Below are 18,210 nucleotides of genomic sequence, written 5' to 3'. Positions count from 1 at the left end.
TTAGAGAAATCTATTGATGATTGGAATTCACTATGATCAGCTATATACAGTGCCTTTGTTAAGTCATCGATTGGTTCTTGAGAGGGCATTATAGGCAATCTGTTTTCGTTATTATAGGCGTCCTAACTTTCCTAAGATATTATGAGCGGGACTCATCATGTTACAAAAATTGCCCTACCCATTACCTTGGTTTTGGGGACAATTTTCTCTATTATCTGTATAGGCATATTCCCTGGGCGTTGTAGTTGTCAAGTTGGTGAATCAGTATATGATTCTAACTGCTATTTCCCATCCCTCGTTTATCCTTCAGAGATAGACTCTGTTTGTGGTGACGTGCAAAATCAATTATTGGGAGAAAATTTGCATATTGTTAATCTTAATTTAGGCATGACCAGTAACTTCCCTTATTTATTCACAACTGGCATGTTACCACTCAATAGTAATTATTCTGCTATCAAGAATACATCACCATTAAATATACATTCATTAGTCCCTACTGTTCAGTATGAACACTTACCCAAAGAGACGTATCTCAAACCTCCATATTATGACAGGCTTATCCCTTGTCACTTTCATTCAACAACTGTGGTTGACTTCTTTCGGAACGATACAAAACAGGTCTACCTGTCAGATGAATTTGGGAATGTTGACACAGCACGATACTGCACTCTTAGTTTTCATACTTCAGGAGTAAGTTATGATCTTACCGCACTCCAGAACCCAATTATTTGTGATCTTGATGGTGATGGACTAGATGACATTGTCCTTGGGGCTGACATAGGACCTTATCCGGGTAATAAGCCTGATTCAGTTTTTCTTATGTTTTATCGCGGAGGTCAAACTACTATTATTGACAGGGCAATACTGTTCCCGGATTCAGTTTATTTCCTAGCTGAAAAACCTTCCGAAAGTTACTTAAGTTGGACAACTGCAGTTGGAGATTGGCGCGGTAGTGGTATGAAAGACATTATTATTGCTGACAAGCCTGCTAATCTATTCTTCTTTAGGAACACATACAAGTTTTCACTTTCGAATTTAGCTGAATCGATTATACATGACACACTTCTAGCTGGATGGGAAAATCCTGAACTGGGCACTTATAGCAGTCAAAACTTATCCAGAATAAGGCTGGATGGGGCTTTAGCTGTAACTTGTCTTCCTAAACTTTCTAAGGATATTTCACAGGATTTAGTTTTCCAATACAAAAGCAATACTGGCTATTATCGAATTGCAATCAAGCAGGGTGGCGCTGACTTTGGCGACCAAAGATTAAAATTAGAACATATGGATTTAGTTCTCGAATCCGCTGATGAATTGGCAAATGGGGATGGTTCACCTTCATTCAACGGGCATGATTTGTACGCAGGAGGAGATGTCAATGGTTCGGATAATCCGACTTTGCTAGTGCACGCTATGAAAACTAGTTCTGAGCACTATTACTATTTATATGTACTTGGAAGTTCCAGCGATAGTAAGGCAGACCTTTTTTATGACCCGAACTTCATTAACGATGAAGCCTCGCCGGTATTCGTCCGCGCAAATGATGACACCCTTGACGATGTGCTTTTGGGGTTTCCTTCATATTCTGACATGAGTTCACTTCGCGAACAGATTGGTTCTATACGCGTCATTTTCGGATCGCATTTAATTCCATCCCGACCCAACCCCAAATATGGCGTGCCGTTAAATACAACCATTCTGGATGACAATTTCAATGTTGTACCTTTGAGGTCTCGTTCGGCACTCTTAATTGAGGTCGATAAACCGATCCTCTCCTCGTCCGTCGTCAGAGTGTTTGATTTATTGGGGAGATGTATATATAGCCAGTCAATCAATAGTCAAGAATCAAACATGTCTTCTATTGAGATCCCATTTTTAAATCTGCCGAAAGGTACCTATGTCTGCGTCTTGACTCGTAACAACATTCCACAATCAAGAATTTTTAACTGGTAATTCTCCTTTCTTCCACAAACACATAGAACTACTACAATGAGACTAACACAAACACTACCTGTCCTTTGTATTGCAATATTATTCTGGTTGTTTTCAGATCAATTATATGCGCAACCACAAGTTGACCCTCCGCCCCTATCTTCCGATGAATTTCCTATCGGACCATTCGAACTTTCAACTCTAAATTGGGGATCTGTTGATTATAGCGCAGACAATCACCCAACGATTCTTTTTCAAAAGATGAATGAAGCTGGATTCAATCTCTTCTATTCGGGAAACCGACCAGGAGGATGGACTAATTGGCAAACGCAGGATGCTACTTACTTTCCTAAGGGGATGAATATCTACCTAGGGGCAACCTATTCTGAATTTGAGTATAAGTACATTGGCAACAGGTTCGGGATTCCAGGCGCTGAGATTCGCGATTTCTTAGCTTCATATGAAAACGACAATGAGTTTGATGTTGAAAGAAATTGGCTCAATGAATTTTTGCAGAGTGGACATTTTTCGTATTGGACTACCGTAAAAGGGTCTGCGGTAGGGAGCGAGTGGCTTATCGATCGGAGTACAAGTGGCACATTGCTTGATCTAGATCTTTCAAAATCAGATCAATACCACGGGCCACAGCAAGACCTGTTTTATTATGGTGGTGACTATGATTATCGGTATACTCACGATCACGACATTATTGAAACCGACGACAATGGAAATTTTGTGGCTGATCACGGGCCCAAATATGCCTATGTTGATTTTATTTACCGATTAGATGGTTCACAGCCGTCTAGCAATGCAATTAGCACCAGGCCGAATGACCCGCTTTTTGCAGTTAATTATGATGCGAGCCTACCGACGACATCAGACAGGCAGATAATCATTACGTACCAAAAGTACCTTGATCAAATCAATTCCGGAAGCTATGCGCCCAAAGAAAGTCCGTATCTGACAAAGTTTCCTGCCCCCAAAGCTGGGATTGCATCTCAACCATATAATTATGCAATAGCCAGGATGAAAATAGATATAACGCAGGCAAACCACCTCGTTCTTACAATACTTACAAGTCAATCACCTGGGATATATGTAAGGGGATTTAGAATCAGATCAAAAGTAGCTGATAAGATATTAACAGGCGGGTGGGATTATCAAATCAGAAAGGATGCTTCCGCTATCAAAACTGCTGTAAAATCCGTGTCTAGTTCTGCATGGGATCATACACGGGGGATTGCTCTTGGAGGAGAAATGACTTATGAGGGTTTTAGAACACTTGCATATGTCGATCAAATTGTAGCAAAACAAATAAGGGAATTTGACTACTCTTTTCTGAGCACAAATATCACTCATAATAATTACCCGTGGTATAGAGCAATATATGAAGATCAAACAGATAAACCGCCCACCACAATTATGCAAGAAAATTTCGAAATGTTTCAAAAGGGACAATCGAGTGACGATCCTCCATTTGTAGCTTCCGACGCCATCCCTTTTGCGTATCGCCAGTCAGGATCTAACTTTATAGATTTAGGCTTCCCGATCAAGCAGGGGGTTGTTGGTTCCGGAACGGATAGATTTCAAGGCTATTTGGATTATACATCAAACATGCAGGGATATTTGAGTAAGTTTGATGAACTTTTTGGAACAGCAGCAGATGCCGCGTTCAAGAAAGCACCAGCAACTAAATGGTACACGTTACTTTCAACTATTCTAAATTTTAGGAATTCGGGTGATTCGAAAGATTGCAATGGAAGTACAAGCCCAACATATCCAATGTCGACGATTCGTTCTACCGATATTGGTGGGGGCAAAACTCTACTTGATCGAATAATCGAAGGTGCTAAGTCAGGAAATATTACTGATTATTTGGAACAGAACCACCACATCGATTACTCATGGATATGGAAGACGGATCACCTTGGCCTGCAGTATTGGGGTAGTGGTTGTGATATGCTGGTTTCTTCACGGGGTCCGTCGAAAAGTGAGATAAGGGCAGAAACTTGGGATGCCCTAGCGTGGGGAGCAACAGGGTTGTTTTTCAATAATGTTGGAAGTGATGGCGGTGAACAGATTGGAATAAGTGATAATGTATTTAATACGGATTATGACGGGAATATTCAGGGTTCGAGTACTGAAAAGGGCCTAATTTGGTACGGCTCCGGTGATTGTAACAACCCTTTTATTCCGCAGAGTTCATTCACGCACTATTTGATTCACAAAACATTTCCATCCTCTTGCACTGGGAACACAGACTATGACGGAGTATGGGATGAACAATGGGTTCCAGTGTCATTCGATCTCTCCCAGCACACTCTCGGCTACTATTTAGACAACAATAATATAAACGTGATTAACAAAGTCAGTGGCAATCCGCAGCGTGATGTGAACCCAACTCCATCAAAACTTCCATGCATAGATGGATGGGCTCCAACAACACTCGGAGATTTTTGGGACAAAAATTGGGGTGGATGTGGGGATCACACAAGCAGCACCGACCGAGCAAAACTAGCCTATTTTTTTGACGTCTCAGACCCTCGGGTAGTTAACGGCACTTGGCCAAATTATTACCCATATTCCCACGTACAATTCAAAGTTCCAATTCCAACCTTCTACGGCTTTCATGAACGATGGATAGGAGCTAAGCAATCAGTTTCGGATGTCATTCCCGTCGGCAAACGGCTTTCTGAACTTCGTTGGCAGGAGGTTGTCAATTACTCTCAAGTAACATCATTGCCGACAGATTTTCCAATTACGAGTATACATAGCCTTAAATTTGAGCCTGACGACTACCAAAATAGAACCCTCGCTACAGGAAGCGAATCCTTGTTACCAGAAAGTGGAGCAGAAGATGTACAGTCTAAGAGTTATTATACATTAACCCAATTCTCTGACCCTACTGAAGATTTAGCCCATTTCATACTTGTACTCAACAGGAGAATGTGGCCTATCAATTACGCTTCAGACGGTTCTGTAGTGATGTTAGATAAGTCTGCTAGTGCCACAAACTCAAGCCTATGGCAAAATATGCTTGGTGCTGTAGATGCAAGAAGATTTACATTCGAGCCATATCGGAATGTGCTTGATCCATCTCAGTTGTATACTTATTATTCAGTAACGAATCTTCGTACAGGAGTTGAAGAAGTAAAGAAATTTTCTGACAACTCCAACCATCCATCACACTCGATAGATTTCGAGCCAGGAGAGGGGACACTATTACGTATATCTCCTGCAACGAGTTTTCCTGTTGGTAAGAGTTCGCCTCTTGGGATGGCATATAACAATGGCCATCGTATTGCGGATTTTAAGAACAATCAACGGATTATTGTTTGGGAACGTAAAGGGAATATTCAGTATAACATCACCAATAATCCACATCAATCTACAGAAGACAACTATTCCGAAGAAGCAAATGCAAATTCATTTGGGAATTTCTCGGATGCAAGAAATCCATCTGTAGCGGTAAAGCATCAATCGACATGTACTTCTGGTACATGCTATGATACTGTCGCGATTGTATTCAGTGATGGTATACAAAATGGCACTCAGCAAGCGGTGCTTTTTGAGTGGGGGGTCAGACCAGTCTCATCGGGCACCTCTACTGTGGATGTAACCTGGCGAGGAAGTAAGGTCGTTTTCACACCATCAAATGGCGATCCTTGCCATGATAGTAATCATCCGGATCGATTCCCGACACCTTCGGTCGTCCCGACCAAAGATGGTTTCTTCCTTGCTTGGTCTGATCCCTCCACAAGCGATATTCGTCCAATGGTTGTTACAATCTCATCTTCGGGAGGCAATTCTATTAGTAGTTTCCCTCTAAATACACAACATGCCGATCCTAATTCACTCTGTGCATTATTTCCGAGTGTCGCGAGCAGAAGAGATTGGGCTGACTTCCCTAACGACCCTGAGCGGTTGTATTTGGTTTGGGAAGAACAATTCAACCCAAATGGTTCAAAACCAAATTCTCAAATTTATTATCAACGGTTTGACTATAATGCAGTAAATAATGCTTTCCTTTCACAATACTCTCAGCCGGAGCGTGTTACAAAAGACGCTCCTTATTGTGAACACCATCACCCGAATGTCGCCGTCGTTGATAGTAGGAAGTGGCAACCGATCATAGTTGGTGGCCAACAAGAGTATGTTATTGCGCCGGCACCGGGCGAACCCATTGTTACGTGGGAAATGGTTGAAAGTCGATGCAATTCTAAACTTGAATTTGGCAATGCAACGAATAATGTAGTAGTGGCACTCAGATCGAGGGATGCACTACCCCCCGTTCAGTTTGCATGGGGGTCCTTCACAACATTTTATCCAAAAAAGGATAATCTTCCATTGCCTCAAATTCGGGTCAAGACAACCGGTGCTTCTTCGCTTGATCCTAGCGATGATCAGGCTGTTGTATTCCAAGATACGTTCACCCGACAGATTCATATGGAACGCATTTCTTCAGAATCAACACCGAGTGACAACTCACTTTGGCAACATCACCAACTTCGGGATAAGGGGCTTTACCCAAATCAGTCTTTGCAGTTCGACAAGGTGGACGGGGGGAATGCTCGCACTTTCGCTTTCCGGGGAATTGATCGAACATATTCAAGTAATTCTGAAGATGATGGCTTATTTGCCGTCAGAATTAACGCTAGGAATGTCGGAGATGAGACTTCAATTCGTTCATCTCTCACTCAAACAATTTCTGTGTCGAGTAGCCAATCCTCATGTAATAAAGGGTTGACATATTCGATTGGTGATGGAGGAGGGTGTTCGACTTGCCCAACAACCAATCCGCCGGATACCAATCATAAATGGAAATACAACACAACAGACATTACCCATGTCGGAATGTTTCAAGTATACCCTCCTCCTGCAAAATATTGGCCTAGGACAGAGGATTCAATACGTACAAATATGTTCACAGTCCAGCTAGGTGATTCAATTCGGTTTGAACGAGAACTGGCAATTGATGATTCGGCGTGGATTTCAGAGACTTTCCCTTCTCAAATTGATACTCTTTCGATGTTGCTCGTATTGAAGGATTCCGTTTCACATCAAGTTGTCGACACATTAGATGGAATCATTATACAAGGTGGGACTACTCCGACGATCACCTCTATTAAAGTACCATTCCCACCTCCGGTTCCTGCACCACCAGTGGATTGTCCCCCGATTGCAAAACTCGCACATGTCTCAATTACACATCCAGTAGATAATCCATCTCGTATTCCTACTTCTGGCAAAGGCTATCTAACGATTATTTCTAATAAGGATACATCCAGCACTCTATACTTGTCCCAGATACAGGAGCACGATAGAACATTCCAGGATAACTATGTATATCCTGTAACAGATACCGGTTTTAAGAAACCTTCAACACCGAGTGTTTCATACATTACCAATCCTCTTGAGATCAGTGTGTATCCAAATCCATTTACGTTGCTTTCAGCCGTTGATGTTAGTGGCGCCAAGGGGATGCCCCTTACTATTGGCATATATGACCTCTTAGGCAGAGAAGTTAAAGGCATCTTCAACGATGTCATCGATAATCCCAACTTGAGGTTTATACTTGATGCGAGTTACTTTGCGAGTGGCAACTATTACCTAAGGGCTCAATCGGGCAATTTTGTAAAAACAATCAAATTGGAGGTAAAAAAATAGTCATATCCATTTTATAGATATTTTAAAGTGAAGGAGTGGCCGAAGTTGTTTTTCTTCGGTCACTTTTTGTATACATGGATAGACAAATGATAATTAATTCTCATTTAATATTCAGTAACTCAAAGATCAATACATGATATAACGGCATAAATACTTGTTCGCTAACTCCAATTAATGCCTATTAACATCGTTACTCAATCTCCATATTTTGCTAGCCAATCTTGAAAATCGTTAGGGAATTCAGACGCATACGTATCAAACTGGCGCATCCAAAAATTAGCAGAATCGTTATCCGATTCGTTATGAGATTCGTGCTCCAGAAACGTGAAGTTCATCCGTATTGCCAGCATTTTGAACCGAACGCCTTGATTATCGTACGGATTAAGTTGCAACATCTGTCGATATACTGCCAGTGCTTCGTTTGGAGTGCCCCGTCTCCATAACATATCACCGTACGCCTCGATTGCACGCAGTAGGTGTCGATTCTCTAACCACCCCCATATTAATCTATCTGGCCACTTGCCATTCACACAAACTATCTCAACAACACGACGGTATGCCTCCGCAATGTGAGCATCGCCTTCTTTTTCGTTGCCTATCTCGTATAACAGATCTGCAATCGACAAAATAGGATGCATGTACGTAGGGTCTAACTTATCCAGCTCTTTGAGAAGATCCATCAGTTGGATTAGTTCACCTCGCTCAAATTGGTCAAAATACTCGTAATATTGATCATCATACGGATGAGGCCTATCCTCAAATTCAAGATATTCCATACCTTTAGTAAACTATGTAACAGCAGTTCAAATAGTGAATTTACTCTCAATAATTCTTAACGGTGACTTTTGCATTTCAAATCCTTCAGTATTCTTTTTGAATAGACTTAAGCGCGCCTTTCAAGTGCAAGAAATCCCGATACCCTTTCCACGTCCCTTTCTTCCGGTAATAGGCCTCAGGATTTCTCGGGATTTCCGGTGGTATCCTCCCGTCCAGACAAAGTGCATGAAAGTGTTTTCTTGAGTCAACGTTGAGAATCCGAAAGAACGACTTGGCCAGATCGTAGTCCCAGTATCGCTTTCGTTGGTTTGCGATTCGTCCTGTACCGAGGAATGCTCCCCAGCCTTCAAACTCAGGATACGTTTTAACGGGATCGGACGGAATGGTATCCGGTCGCTTACCGGTTTTCCGCCATTTGAAGAACTGATGCTGCGTCCGTACGTTCGTTGAGCGCATATATTTCTTTGCTTCTTCATACGAGAGTCGCATCTTCTTTCTCGACTTCGTCCCTAACCAATCGTTAATATCGACCCAACCCGTATTCTTGTATATCTGGGCAGGGTCTGCCGGGATATTTCTCGGACGTTTTCCGCTCTTCGACCATTTGTCATACTCCCGCATGGTCTTGATCTTTCGTGACCGAACATAGACCCGAGCCTTCGCGAACGGTAAGAACTCAAACCCAATCCAATCCTGCCAACCCTTCCATCCTTCACCTCGATAGGTCAGGTGTGGGTTATAGGGAATGAACGGCGGTCGTTTTCCCGATTGAACCCACTGCATCCATTCTCGCTTACGCTCGAAGTGAAGTCTATGAACATAGAGCCTCGCCTGAGCGAATGGCAGAAAGGGCGGGAGACTCTTTTCCCGTGCATGCTCCCATATCCCTCGTTTACGGCGTAATACCCCTAGAAATGGGATATTCCGATACCGACAGGTTTGCGAGAGGGAGAGCATCTCTAAGTAGGTACGCAGTCCCCGAGGATGCATGACCCCTTTGAACCCACGCCGGTGCTGTGCAAATGCCTTGATCGCCGCCTCGGCGTTGTTGTTATTCCAAGGGATATTATCGTGATGAAGAAAGGTCCAGAGCTCGTCCCAGTGTTTCTGGAAGCGTTTTGCATATTTAGAGGCTAATTCGCTCGAATGAGCACAATCGACCTGCTTCCGATAGAACCGATCGGTATCGGATACATGCTTTTTCAGACGCGATTGCTTCAGTCCGTACTTCTCGATTGTCTCTACGATCTGCCGTAAGAGCGTCCGAAACTCCGATACCATCTCACCGAACTCAGTATCGAACGGGCTCTTGAACAGGTCGTCGTTGAGATCTCTAATGAGATGAATCAGACATTTTTGTCTCTGAACGTTGATCGCTTCATACGCCGGGAAGAAATCGGAGATCACTATCCCTTTATAGTCTCCGAGTATCTCTTTAATCACATCCGCAGAGCGTGTCGGCGAATAGTGGTAGAATACCGAATCAGGAGTAGCACAGACCCAAACATATCCGTTCTCACGGGCAAGTCTGACCGGAGTCTCGTCGATATGGATGAACGGACTATTGAGTACGATCCGCTGTATATACTCCGCTTCCTGTTTCCATGACTTATTCCACCACGTATATTTATTCATCACGAGGTATTGCGGACTGATCCAGATGCCGAACTGCTCTTGGATGAGTTGGCTGATCAGGGCGTTACTGAGTCGGTAGTTCACGTAATAATGGACTGCCAGAGCAAAGAGGTTATCCCCGTAGTGCATCATTCTCAGGCTACGGTTATTGGTTCGTCCGTCGCACTCGAGGCAATCCGAGTACCGTGTACGATGTTCAATGACGTGCTGACGGACTCCCGTACGGGTAAACGCAAGGTCGGTTTGAATGGTCTTGTAAAGTTTGGCTCCTTGACGCAGAGATCGTGAGCCGCAGCTCGGGCATCGTTTCAGTGGCGGAGCTACCGATATTTCATGGACATGCTTTGGCTGCCAGACCATCAGGCCTTTGGACGTCTTTTGAGGCCTTCGGCTTAAAGGGCTCTCTTTGGGTGTGTTCTTCTTTGGCTGTCCTCGCCAGTAGATCTTTTCCCGTTGATAGTTGAAATAGGAGGCTTTACTGATCCGGTCGTAATCTTCCCCAAACTCCGGATTGCTCTGGAGCCGAAATGGAGAGTGCCGTTTCATCTCGGACACCTGCTGAACGCTATCGGTAATCGCTCCCTCCGTCAGTTGACGGAACCAGTGGTGTAAGAGACTCAAGGCCATACAGTCGTCCCTGTTATACTGGATGAGGGCTTCTTGCACCGATACTTCGTTTGTCGCTTCCCAAGCCTTACGCCACTCGGTACTGCTATAGCCGTCTGCTATCGAGTCGGACCACGTGTACCCGAGAAACCCTGCCACTTCTTTGAGTCCGTTTCCGTAGGTAGGCGGATAGACGTGAGTTCTGAGATAGCCAAGCAGGTTCACCAATCGGGGTTCGAGCAGAGCCCATTGCTGTTGGTATGACTTTCCGAGTGCTTTTAGTACCGAACGCAGTGCTTTGGACTCGTAGCTTCCGTAGTGGTAGATCGGTGCATCGGGATACTGATGCAGAAGACTAAGGAGCTGAATGAAACACTCTTGTTCTTGTGATGGGGTATCGGCCCACCAGTGATAATATTTGGGTTCTTGAGACGTAGAAACGACCAGACAGCCGAGCAGATAGTATGACTGCTCTGTTGGAAGGCCTTCGAAGTCAATGAAGATCGAGACTCCTTGCGAATGAATATCCGGCGCTTGGATGACATAAGTTTTCTTATCCCTAATAGCAAGTGCCTTTAGCTCCCACTGATAACGATTAGTGATATGCAGAGCACGACTTCGCCTGCGGGGACGGAACAGGTGGGCAAGTTGAGTGATTGTTGTGATGCCTTTACGGTGGTACTTCTCTCGTACGGTCGGTGTCATGCCGGGAAGGAGGCTGATGCAATCGCGCTCTTGCAGTTGGGTATGGCACTTGTTTCGATACTGGCACTCCGAACAATGGGCGATCTTGTAGAACGGTGGTGGGCTTCCGTTTGATACTATGGCATACGTTGTACGAATCAACTCCTGAGCCTTTGTTATATACTTGGTTAAGAGTTTGGTATCTTTATGTGAGAACGAGGCCTCGGAGTGCTCAATCACCCATGCTGAAAGAGAGATTCTTTCGTTGACAGATAAACCGCCGAGTGTAGTTGGTGGTACAGATTCCTGTAGTGACGGTCCACGTGATAACTGCCATGCCTTGTAGGGGCAGTCAGCTATAGCTTGTAGTACTTTCAGTTGCATAGGGATATAGTTTTGGAGTTCATAGTACATACTCAGATGTCCCACAGAAATGTTCTGGAAGTATGTGGGAACACAATCTACCTGCCGAATTGACTGGTTCGTAATGAATGAGCACAGAAAAGCCTCCGGTTTCAAATCTGCTGTCTATAGCGTATGGTAAGTTCTGCTCGTGTCGGAAATAGGCAGAGTACTCATACATGCACAATGATCGTGAAGTATTTACCCGTGACCTTAATAAGGTATGGAGATACTCGTTCTTCGCTTGCACTATTGATGTAGCAACCTCAACCGCGACCCCAAGTGATGAGGTGCATTACATAGCCAACAATAAGAACTTTTTAAGGACTATGGCTTTCGATTTTTCTGCATATGCGTACAAAAGCGGGGTCAAAGCACCCTTGCTGACTTGGCTTTTGCGTTGCTTTGTTGACCTGCCGAAACATGCAAAGGCAGGTGGTGAGAACTTCCTCAATAGGTAGAAAGTGTGAGTGTATAATCGTACCCGCTTACCTGGGGTTCCAACAGAAAAGACCGGGACGCATCAACACCGCCCCGGCCTCCTCCTTTTCCGGTTAGTCGGATGTCGAACTGCTTATTTCATCAGTTCGACCTTCCGTGTGACAACAGTACTACCGCTTTGTACTCGTAGTAAATACATCCCACATGCAAGAGTGCTTCCGTCGAGCGTCAGATGCAGTTCACCGTTTGCAACATCCGAGTACAGTACCTGCATCCGTTTCCCGCCGATGTCATAGAGTTCGACCGTCGTTACCGCCTCAGCCGGAAGTGAGATGTTCACCGCCGCCGTGAGCGAGAGTGGGTTCGGGACGATAGACACCCCGAGTGGTTCGGTCGCAGTAACCGATGGCTGAGTCGTCGGGCGTTTATATGACGTCACCGGCAACGAGTCGTTGTCTTCATATTCGATATACGCCTGTACCAAACTATCCGTCTGCGACCGCTTCACCTCCATCGTAATAAATGCACTATCTGCTGGGCCTGTGTACATATACCGTGTTGAACTCGTATCAAGTCCGTACCCCGGGAAGTTGATCGCCGTCTTCGTGATCCATGCATGCTCGACCGTCCCGATGACCGACGAGTCACGGAAACTGCGCAGTATCAGATCGAGCGAGAGCGTATCCGTCCCACTTGCCAGCGAGTTACGAATGATCGTGATGTCGTTGAGATCGTAGCGTCTCGGTACGAGGATTGAGTCGCCGCTCTGTACGGAGAAGGTATCGGAATAGACCTCGATGGGATTCGGGGCTGTCGTCGGCCAACTCTCGCCGAGAATCGTCGGATCGGTCACATCGATCTGAGCCCACGAACGGGCAAGGGCCGGACCGCCGGACTTCTGCACCGTCACCGTCGGGACGACGCCGACAATACTGCTTTTGATCGACGTGCACGAGGATACTCCCGTACTGTCAAGCGAGAACTGCAACCGCGATACCATCGGAGCCGTCACATCGATGTATGGTACCCATCCATTGGTAATGCGAAGTTGCTTATCGGAGCCCGACGATTGTTCGCCGACAAACACGATCGAGCGCGGGACGCTCGATGTATGCGTTCGGTGGGAAATACTGTCGGTCGAGAGCGCAAGCGAGGGAGCGAGTCCGCGTTCACGAAGACCGCCGCGTGTCCAGCCCCATAACCACGATGCGAGATCCAGGCGGTGCGAGGTGAAGTTTTGCCACATCACTCGAACATAATCGAGATTATTCCGTGGGGAGATGATGCTCCCTCTCGGTTTGCCGACCACCATCACATCGCTGAGTGCAAATGCCCGGTTCTCGGCCGTCACAATCGGATAGCGGTATCCGGTCGAGGTCGTATCGGGTTTGAACACCAGGAAACTGCGTGCCCACGAGCCTGTTATCGTATTGATCGGCTGCGTCCGCGTTTTGAGTACGGGATACGACTTCGTATTCGACGTGTATCGCGGGGGTGCATTGATCTGTGCTTCCCACGTCACGTAGTCGTTGATCGAGGTATTCGACGGTATCGGAGTGGGCACCCCGTTCTTCCATGCGGTCGGTATATCGTTCTCATACCCGATGGTTGCGATACTTGGATGCTGGTTCGTGCAGTAGCTCGGCAATCCCCGTGAAATAATCGTCATGCCGTCGAGTACCGGGGGAAGCGAGTCGATACTCCACTTAATTCTGCGGTAGAGAATATTCCCGGCCTTCTGCCATGCCAGACGAATGGGCCACAGGCTGTCTGGGATCGGACGCGAGGAGACGGTCGGATACTCCGATTTCAGGAAGTCAGTCGTGTCCTTCACGCCGTCCTGAAAGAGATACGTAAACGGATCGTTCACCCAGACGACCTGCGTAATCCCCCCGACGGTATCGAGTTTGAAGCGGGCTCCCACGATACCGGGCAGTTTCCCTGCCGCCGCATCTCCGTTGAAGCCGGCCGCTACCATCCAGAGGTTATCGGATGCAGGAGTCAGTACTGGTGTCACCTCCCATAATCCCGACGAGGTATCGATCGCGTTATACGTGAAGTTCGCAAAGCTCGTAATCCATGCACTGTCGGGATGGCTCTGATAGGCTGCGAAGAGTTGGTTGTTCTTCCAATACACCAGTGCGACAGCCGTATCGTTACGGGCGACACAGACGGACGGACGCGCGCACGTCGTCGTGCCGTCTATGAGCGTCTCTCCGCCGGTGGCGGTGTTGTCGCCGTCGGACTCGATCTGGATCGACGCACTCGCGAGTCCGCGCGAGGCGTTGCTGACAAAGAGCTTTCCGCCCCGTGTATATGCCTCGATTGTACGTGTTCCTTTCATGCGTTCGGCGACGCGACGACCGTTGTTATATGCGAAATCCATCCCGGAGGTAGCCGCGCCCGTCGACGCCCGGATGGAGATACCCGGCTCGAAGTAGAGAAATTTCGCATCGCCCGGTTTGATATACACCGAGAACGACGAGTCGGGCGTCACGAGCCAGTTGGTGTCTTTTCGCCACAGGTCATGCACCACGTAGTAATGGCTTCGCATCGACGTCGGCATCATAGTCGTGTCGATCTTCAGCGTGACCTTCCGAACGTCGATATCCCCGTAGATCGAGCGGGCTCGTTGGTTTTGTTTGTTACTGGCCTCGAAGCCCTTGTTAAAGAACAGGCTGTCGTCATCGTCGCGGATCGATGGGTAGACGCGTGTGTTGACCAGAAGCGCGGCATAGTTCTTTCGGGCAGTCGTGACGGAGTCGAAGAAGAGTCCGACCTCGACGAAGGTACGATTCGCCGAATCGATGGCGGCCGAGTCGACGAACGTTTTGCCTCGCCCTCGTTGCCAGAGTTTGACCGAAGACGTGGAGAGCACTTTCAGGAACGCACTCGCCTCGGTCGCACTGTCAGACGGAGAGTAGGTATAATGACCGGGTGCCGTCTTGAAATGCGTATACGCTCCGAGCCATGTCATACGCGCAAGCGTATCGTACGCGGAATTGATTCTGCTAATGATGCGCGCAACCGTGCGGAACGTGTTCGAGTACCCGAGGTAATATGCCGGGAAGCCGCCGTTGACATCGTTCGTGTCGTTGATGAACACCACATGCCCACTGTCGTTGTTATTACTACCCCTTGCATGTCCGAAATTGAAGTCGTGAGACCATCGGAAGGTGTATTTGCCGCCGAGGGTCGACGACCAACTCTCGGGGCATAACAGCCCCGGTGCATTCACTCGCATCCGGGCATCGTCAAACCCCTGCGCATCGTTGAACGCCGTAATGCCATTGGCGAGTGCTCCGTAGGTGAGGCCAGAGATGGCTTCGGGAAACATGATCTGTTGATGCCACTCCACATTCTTCGGCAAGAAGACCCAGTGATGTGCCACCGAGTCCCAGTAGAGTGCAGGCGTCTTCACAGAGCCGTCTGCAATGTGTAGTTCTCCCCATGCAGGGATACCGAACTCGACCGCAAATTGCTTCCCCTTCGGATGGGCGCGAGCGATCAGCGTTGAGAGTCGAAGCGTGGAACTGAGAAAGTCCAAGCCGTTATTGAGCGTATCGAATGCCCGGTACGATTTATAGGGGTCACTGCTCGTGCGACGCGTGTAGAGTACGCCCATCGTCGTATCGGCCGTATTCGGCCACCCTAACGCGGGAGCGATCGTATTGGTATGCCCGTAGTATACATAATCGCCCGGGCACACACCAATATTGTACCATGGGGTCGCTTCGTTCTCATACATCGACGGTACCCTGCCGTCGTAGCTCAACCGGTCTCGCCGGTAATGAAGAATGTAATTTCCCATGTCCTGCTCGTGGATATGGCTATAGAGGTGGTACTTCGATCCGATAAAATCGATCAGTGCGAATGCCGGTTGCGAGTATGCATGGAACGGTTGCCACGTATCGAAGCCGAAACACTCCCAAAGACGGGGCGAAACGGCGGCGGCAATCTGGCTCATGGTAGAATCGAGTACGTCGTCGAATCCGCCGACGGCGCCGTTCGGCTCGCGTGAATGCGACGTGTCCCCGATCATCTTCCGGTAATAGAATTTATCCGCTGTCGTATCCTCGAATGCAAGTGAACGAACTCGGACCGAGTCTCGGTATGTCGAGAGGAGACGGATCTCCAATATTGGAAGCCTCTGAAGTGCAGTATCAAGAGGGTCGTCAACCAACGAATCGGGATGAATGTACGTCGAATATGCATTTCCAGAGCCATCTCCGAATTTTTGAAAGTTATTGTCGTTATTCAGTCGAACGCCATCAGCGAGTGAGAGCAAATCACTTGGGAGATTCTTCAAAATGAGATGCAACTGCTTAAATTTCCACGAGCGAGCGGCTGTCCCATTTGCAAGGGTATCCTGAACACGCCAGTCGTCATCGAGCGAATTATAGATCGACTTCGTTATGACTGTATCAATCAGAGCATACCATCCGGGATTACTCGGTTGCGCGGCAGTTCTATAGGGTACCATTGGCAGCACCGATTGACCTGTTGGAAAGCTTAACGGTACAACACCGTGTTTGAACAATACTTGCAATCGAACCAAAGGAAGGCTGTCCGTGGGTCGTCCATTTGCAAGTGCAGTGTCGATTTCGTTCGCAACATTGAACACTGCCGTAACAGAGAACCCTCGGGCGTAGTCGAAGAATGTGTTGGTGTCAGGGTAATGGTATGGCCCTAACACTCGCCGATACCCACCGGAGATCGGGTAGAAATATCGATTGCTGGACTCGATGAACTGGCCATTGGCATTGCGAATATCGGACATACCCAGAATGACTCTCCCTTCATCGCCATAGTTGACCCGTTGATCCACCCCGCCATACCGATACGTATGAAATGTATCGATAACATACGCATGCTTCGCAGGGTAGAGACTAAAGGGTGAGATATCGTTTGAGTCGTAGGTGTTATTGAATGACCTCGCATCGGGGTTGATCCCATTTGCATCGTTATACCTCCACATCAGACCATTGAGGAATCGGTCGGGGATGCGATACGGGAGCGCATAATACGGGAGCTGCTTGAACCGGGCGACATCCCATGGTGCGGGAGCAATCGGGTCGACACCTGCCGTTGTGGAGCCCACAATACTATTGCTATATCCCGGGTTGGCCACAAGGGTACTCCACTCTCCGTCCCAGTTGACGCCGAGTGAGTCGAGCTGTCGGTGAAGTTGTGCCGTATCCGAGGATTGCCAAACTTCGCTGCCTGCGAGAAACATCGCAAATCGAATGGCATGTTTATTCTCCCAGCCCTTCGGTACGACAATTTGGGCCGACGATCCGGAAACAAGAATGAGTGGTAGCACTACAGACAATACTACCGTTAGGCGCAGTGCGCAGTTAATCGTTTTCATGTGTATGTTCTCCTTATCGTTGGACCGTGATCGAACCGGTAGCTCTACCTTGCGTGGTGGACAAGGTGAAATAATACACTCCGTTCGGAAGCAGCGTAGCATCGAACGGCTGTGTGTGCGTTCCGACATCCTGGAGTTGTGGCGCGGTACTGGAGACGATAACCCCTCGCGCATCGGTGAAGGTGAACGAGACCGTAGTCGCCGAAGGCAGCACATACTGAATCGTGGAAGCCCCCGGAGTGGGGTTTGGATAGACCTGGACACTCAGATCAATCATAGGTTGCTGTGGCACACCCGATGGCAGACCGCCGGTGGTCGTGCGGTAAATATTGCTACCTACGCAAATGACCATAACACTATCGTTGAGCATAGCGACACCATTTAGCTGTGCTGACACAGGGAATGGTAATTGTTTCCATGTCGTGCCTGAATCAGATGTTAGCAACACTCGACCTCCCGATCCGACAATTACACCGTGAGCAGCATCACGAAATGAGATGGGGCCGAGTAATGGTTTCGGAAGTATATGAACCGTATCCCATGTTGTGCCTCCGTCTGTGGTTCTTCCGATATAGCCTTCGGCACCTGCAACATAAACTAATTGATCAGACAACGCTGTGCAGTACCAAATATCGGCAGGTATCCCGGTGTACACCTGCTTCCATGTAAGTCCCGCATCGGTTGACTTCTCGCAG

Annotated in this window: 6 protein-coding genes; 2 read left to right on the top strand and 4 right to left on the bottom strand. The window is 47.4% G+C overall.

Annotated features, from left to right (window positions below; all coding sequences use genetic code 11):
* Positions 1-141: 141 nt before the first annotated feature.
* Together JSS75_14350 and JSS75_14345 are read left to right on the top strand one after the other, a co-directional pair.
* Positions 142-1,953, top strand: coding sequence for a hypothetical protein (locus JSS75_14350; GenBank protein ID MBS1904883.1), 1,812 nt, complete (start codon positions 142-144; stop codon positions 1,951-1,953).
* 36 nt (positions 1,954-1,989) lie between these two features.
* The gene (locus JSS75_14345) at positions 1,990-7,599 is read left to right on the top strand and encodes a T9SS type A sorting domain-containing protein (protein MBS1904882.1); all 5,610 of its coding nucleotides are present in this window, start codon (positions 1,990-1,992) and stop codon (positions 7,597-7,599) included.
* 194 nt (positions 7,600-7,793) lie between these two features.
* Here JSS75_14345 and JSS75_14340 read toward each other — a convergent pair whose 3' ends face one another.
* From JSS75_14340 to JSS75_14325, 4 genes are all read right to left on the bottom strand, one after another.
* Positions 7,794-8,375 carry a hypothetical protein gene (locus JSS75_14340; GenBank protein MBS1904881.1) on the bottom strand — a complete coding sequence of 194 codons (582 nt, stop codon included), beginning with the start codon at positions 8,373-8,375 and terminating at the stop codon, positions 7,794-7,796.
* 85 nt (positions 8,376-8,460) lie between these two features.
* On the bottom strand, positions 8,461-11,541 hold the full coding sequence (locus tag JSS75_14335) for an IS66 family transposase (protein MBS1904880.1): 3,081 nt from the start codon (positions 11,539-11,541) through the stop codon (positions 8,461-8,463).
* 736 nt (positions 11,542-12,277) lie between these two features.
* A complete protein-coding gene (locus tag JSS75_14330; GenBank protein ID MBS1904879.1) occupies positions 12,278-17,515 on the bottom strand; it encodes a T9SS type A sorting domain-containing protein in 5,238 nt (1,745 codons plus the stop codon).
* Positions 17,516-17,528: 13 nt separating this feature from the next.
* Positions 17,529-17,912 carry a T9SS type A sorting domain-containing protein gene (locus tag JSS75_14325; protein ID MBS1904878.1) on the bottom strand — a complete coding sequence of 128 codons (384 nt, stop codon included), beginning with the start codon at positions 17,910-17,912 and terminating at the stop codon, positions 17,529-17,531.
* Between the last annotated feature and the right edge of the window lie 298 nt (positions 17,913-18,210).

This window comes from Bacteroidota bacterium (assembly GCA_018266755.1).
In the GTDB taxonomy this organism is placed as follows: domain Bacteria; phylum Bacteroidota; class Ignavibacteria; order Palsa-1295; family Palsa-1295; genus JAFDZW01.
The sequence above is the reverse complement of the archived record's forward strand: the minus strand, read 5'-3'. Positions and strand labels throughout refer to the sequence as shown.

Coding starts and splice junctions, on each gene's coding strand:
- JSS75_14350 (MBS1904883.1), top strand. CDS start 142: ATGAGCGGGACTCATCATGTTACAAAAATTGCCCTACCCATTACCTTG.
- JSS75_14345 (MBS1904882.1), top strand. CDS start 1,990: ATGAGACTAACACAAACACTACCTGTCCTTTGTATTGCAATATTATTC.
- JSS75_14340 (MBS1904881.1), bottom strand. CDS start 8,375: ATGGAATATCTTGAATTTGAGGATAGGCCTCATCCGTATGATGATCAA.
- JSS75_14330 (MBS1904879.1), bottom strand. CDS start 17,515: ATGAAAACGATTAACTGCGCACTGCGCCTAACGGTAGTATTGTCTGTA.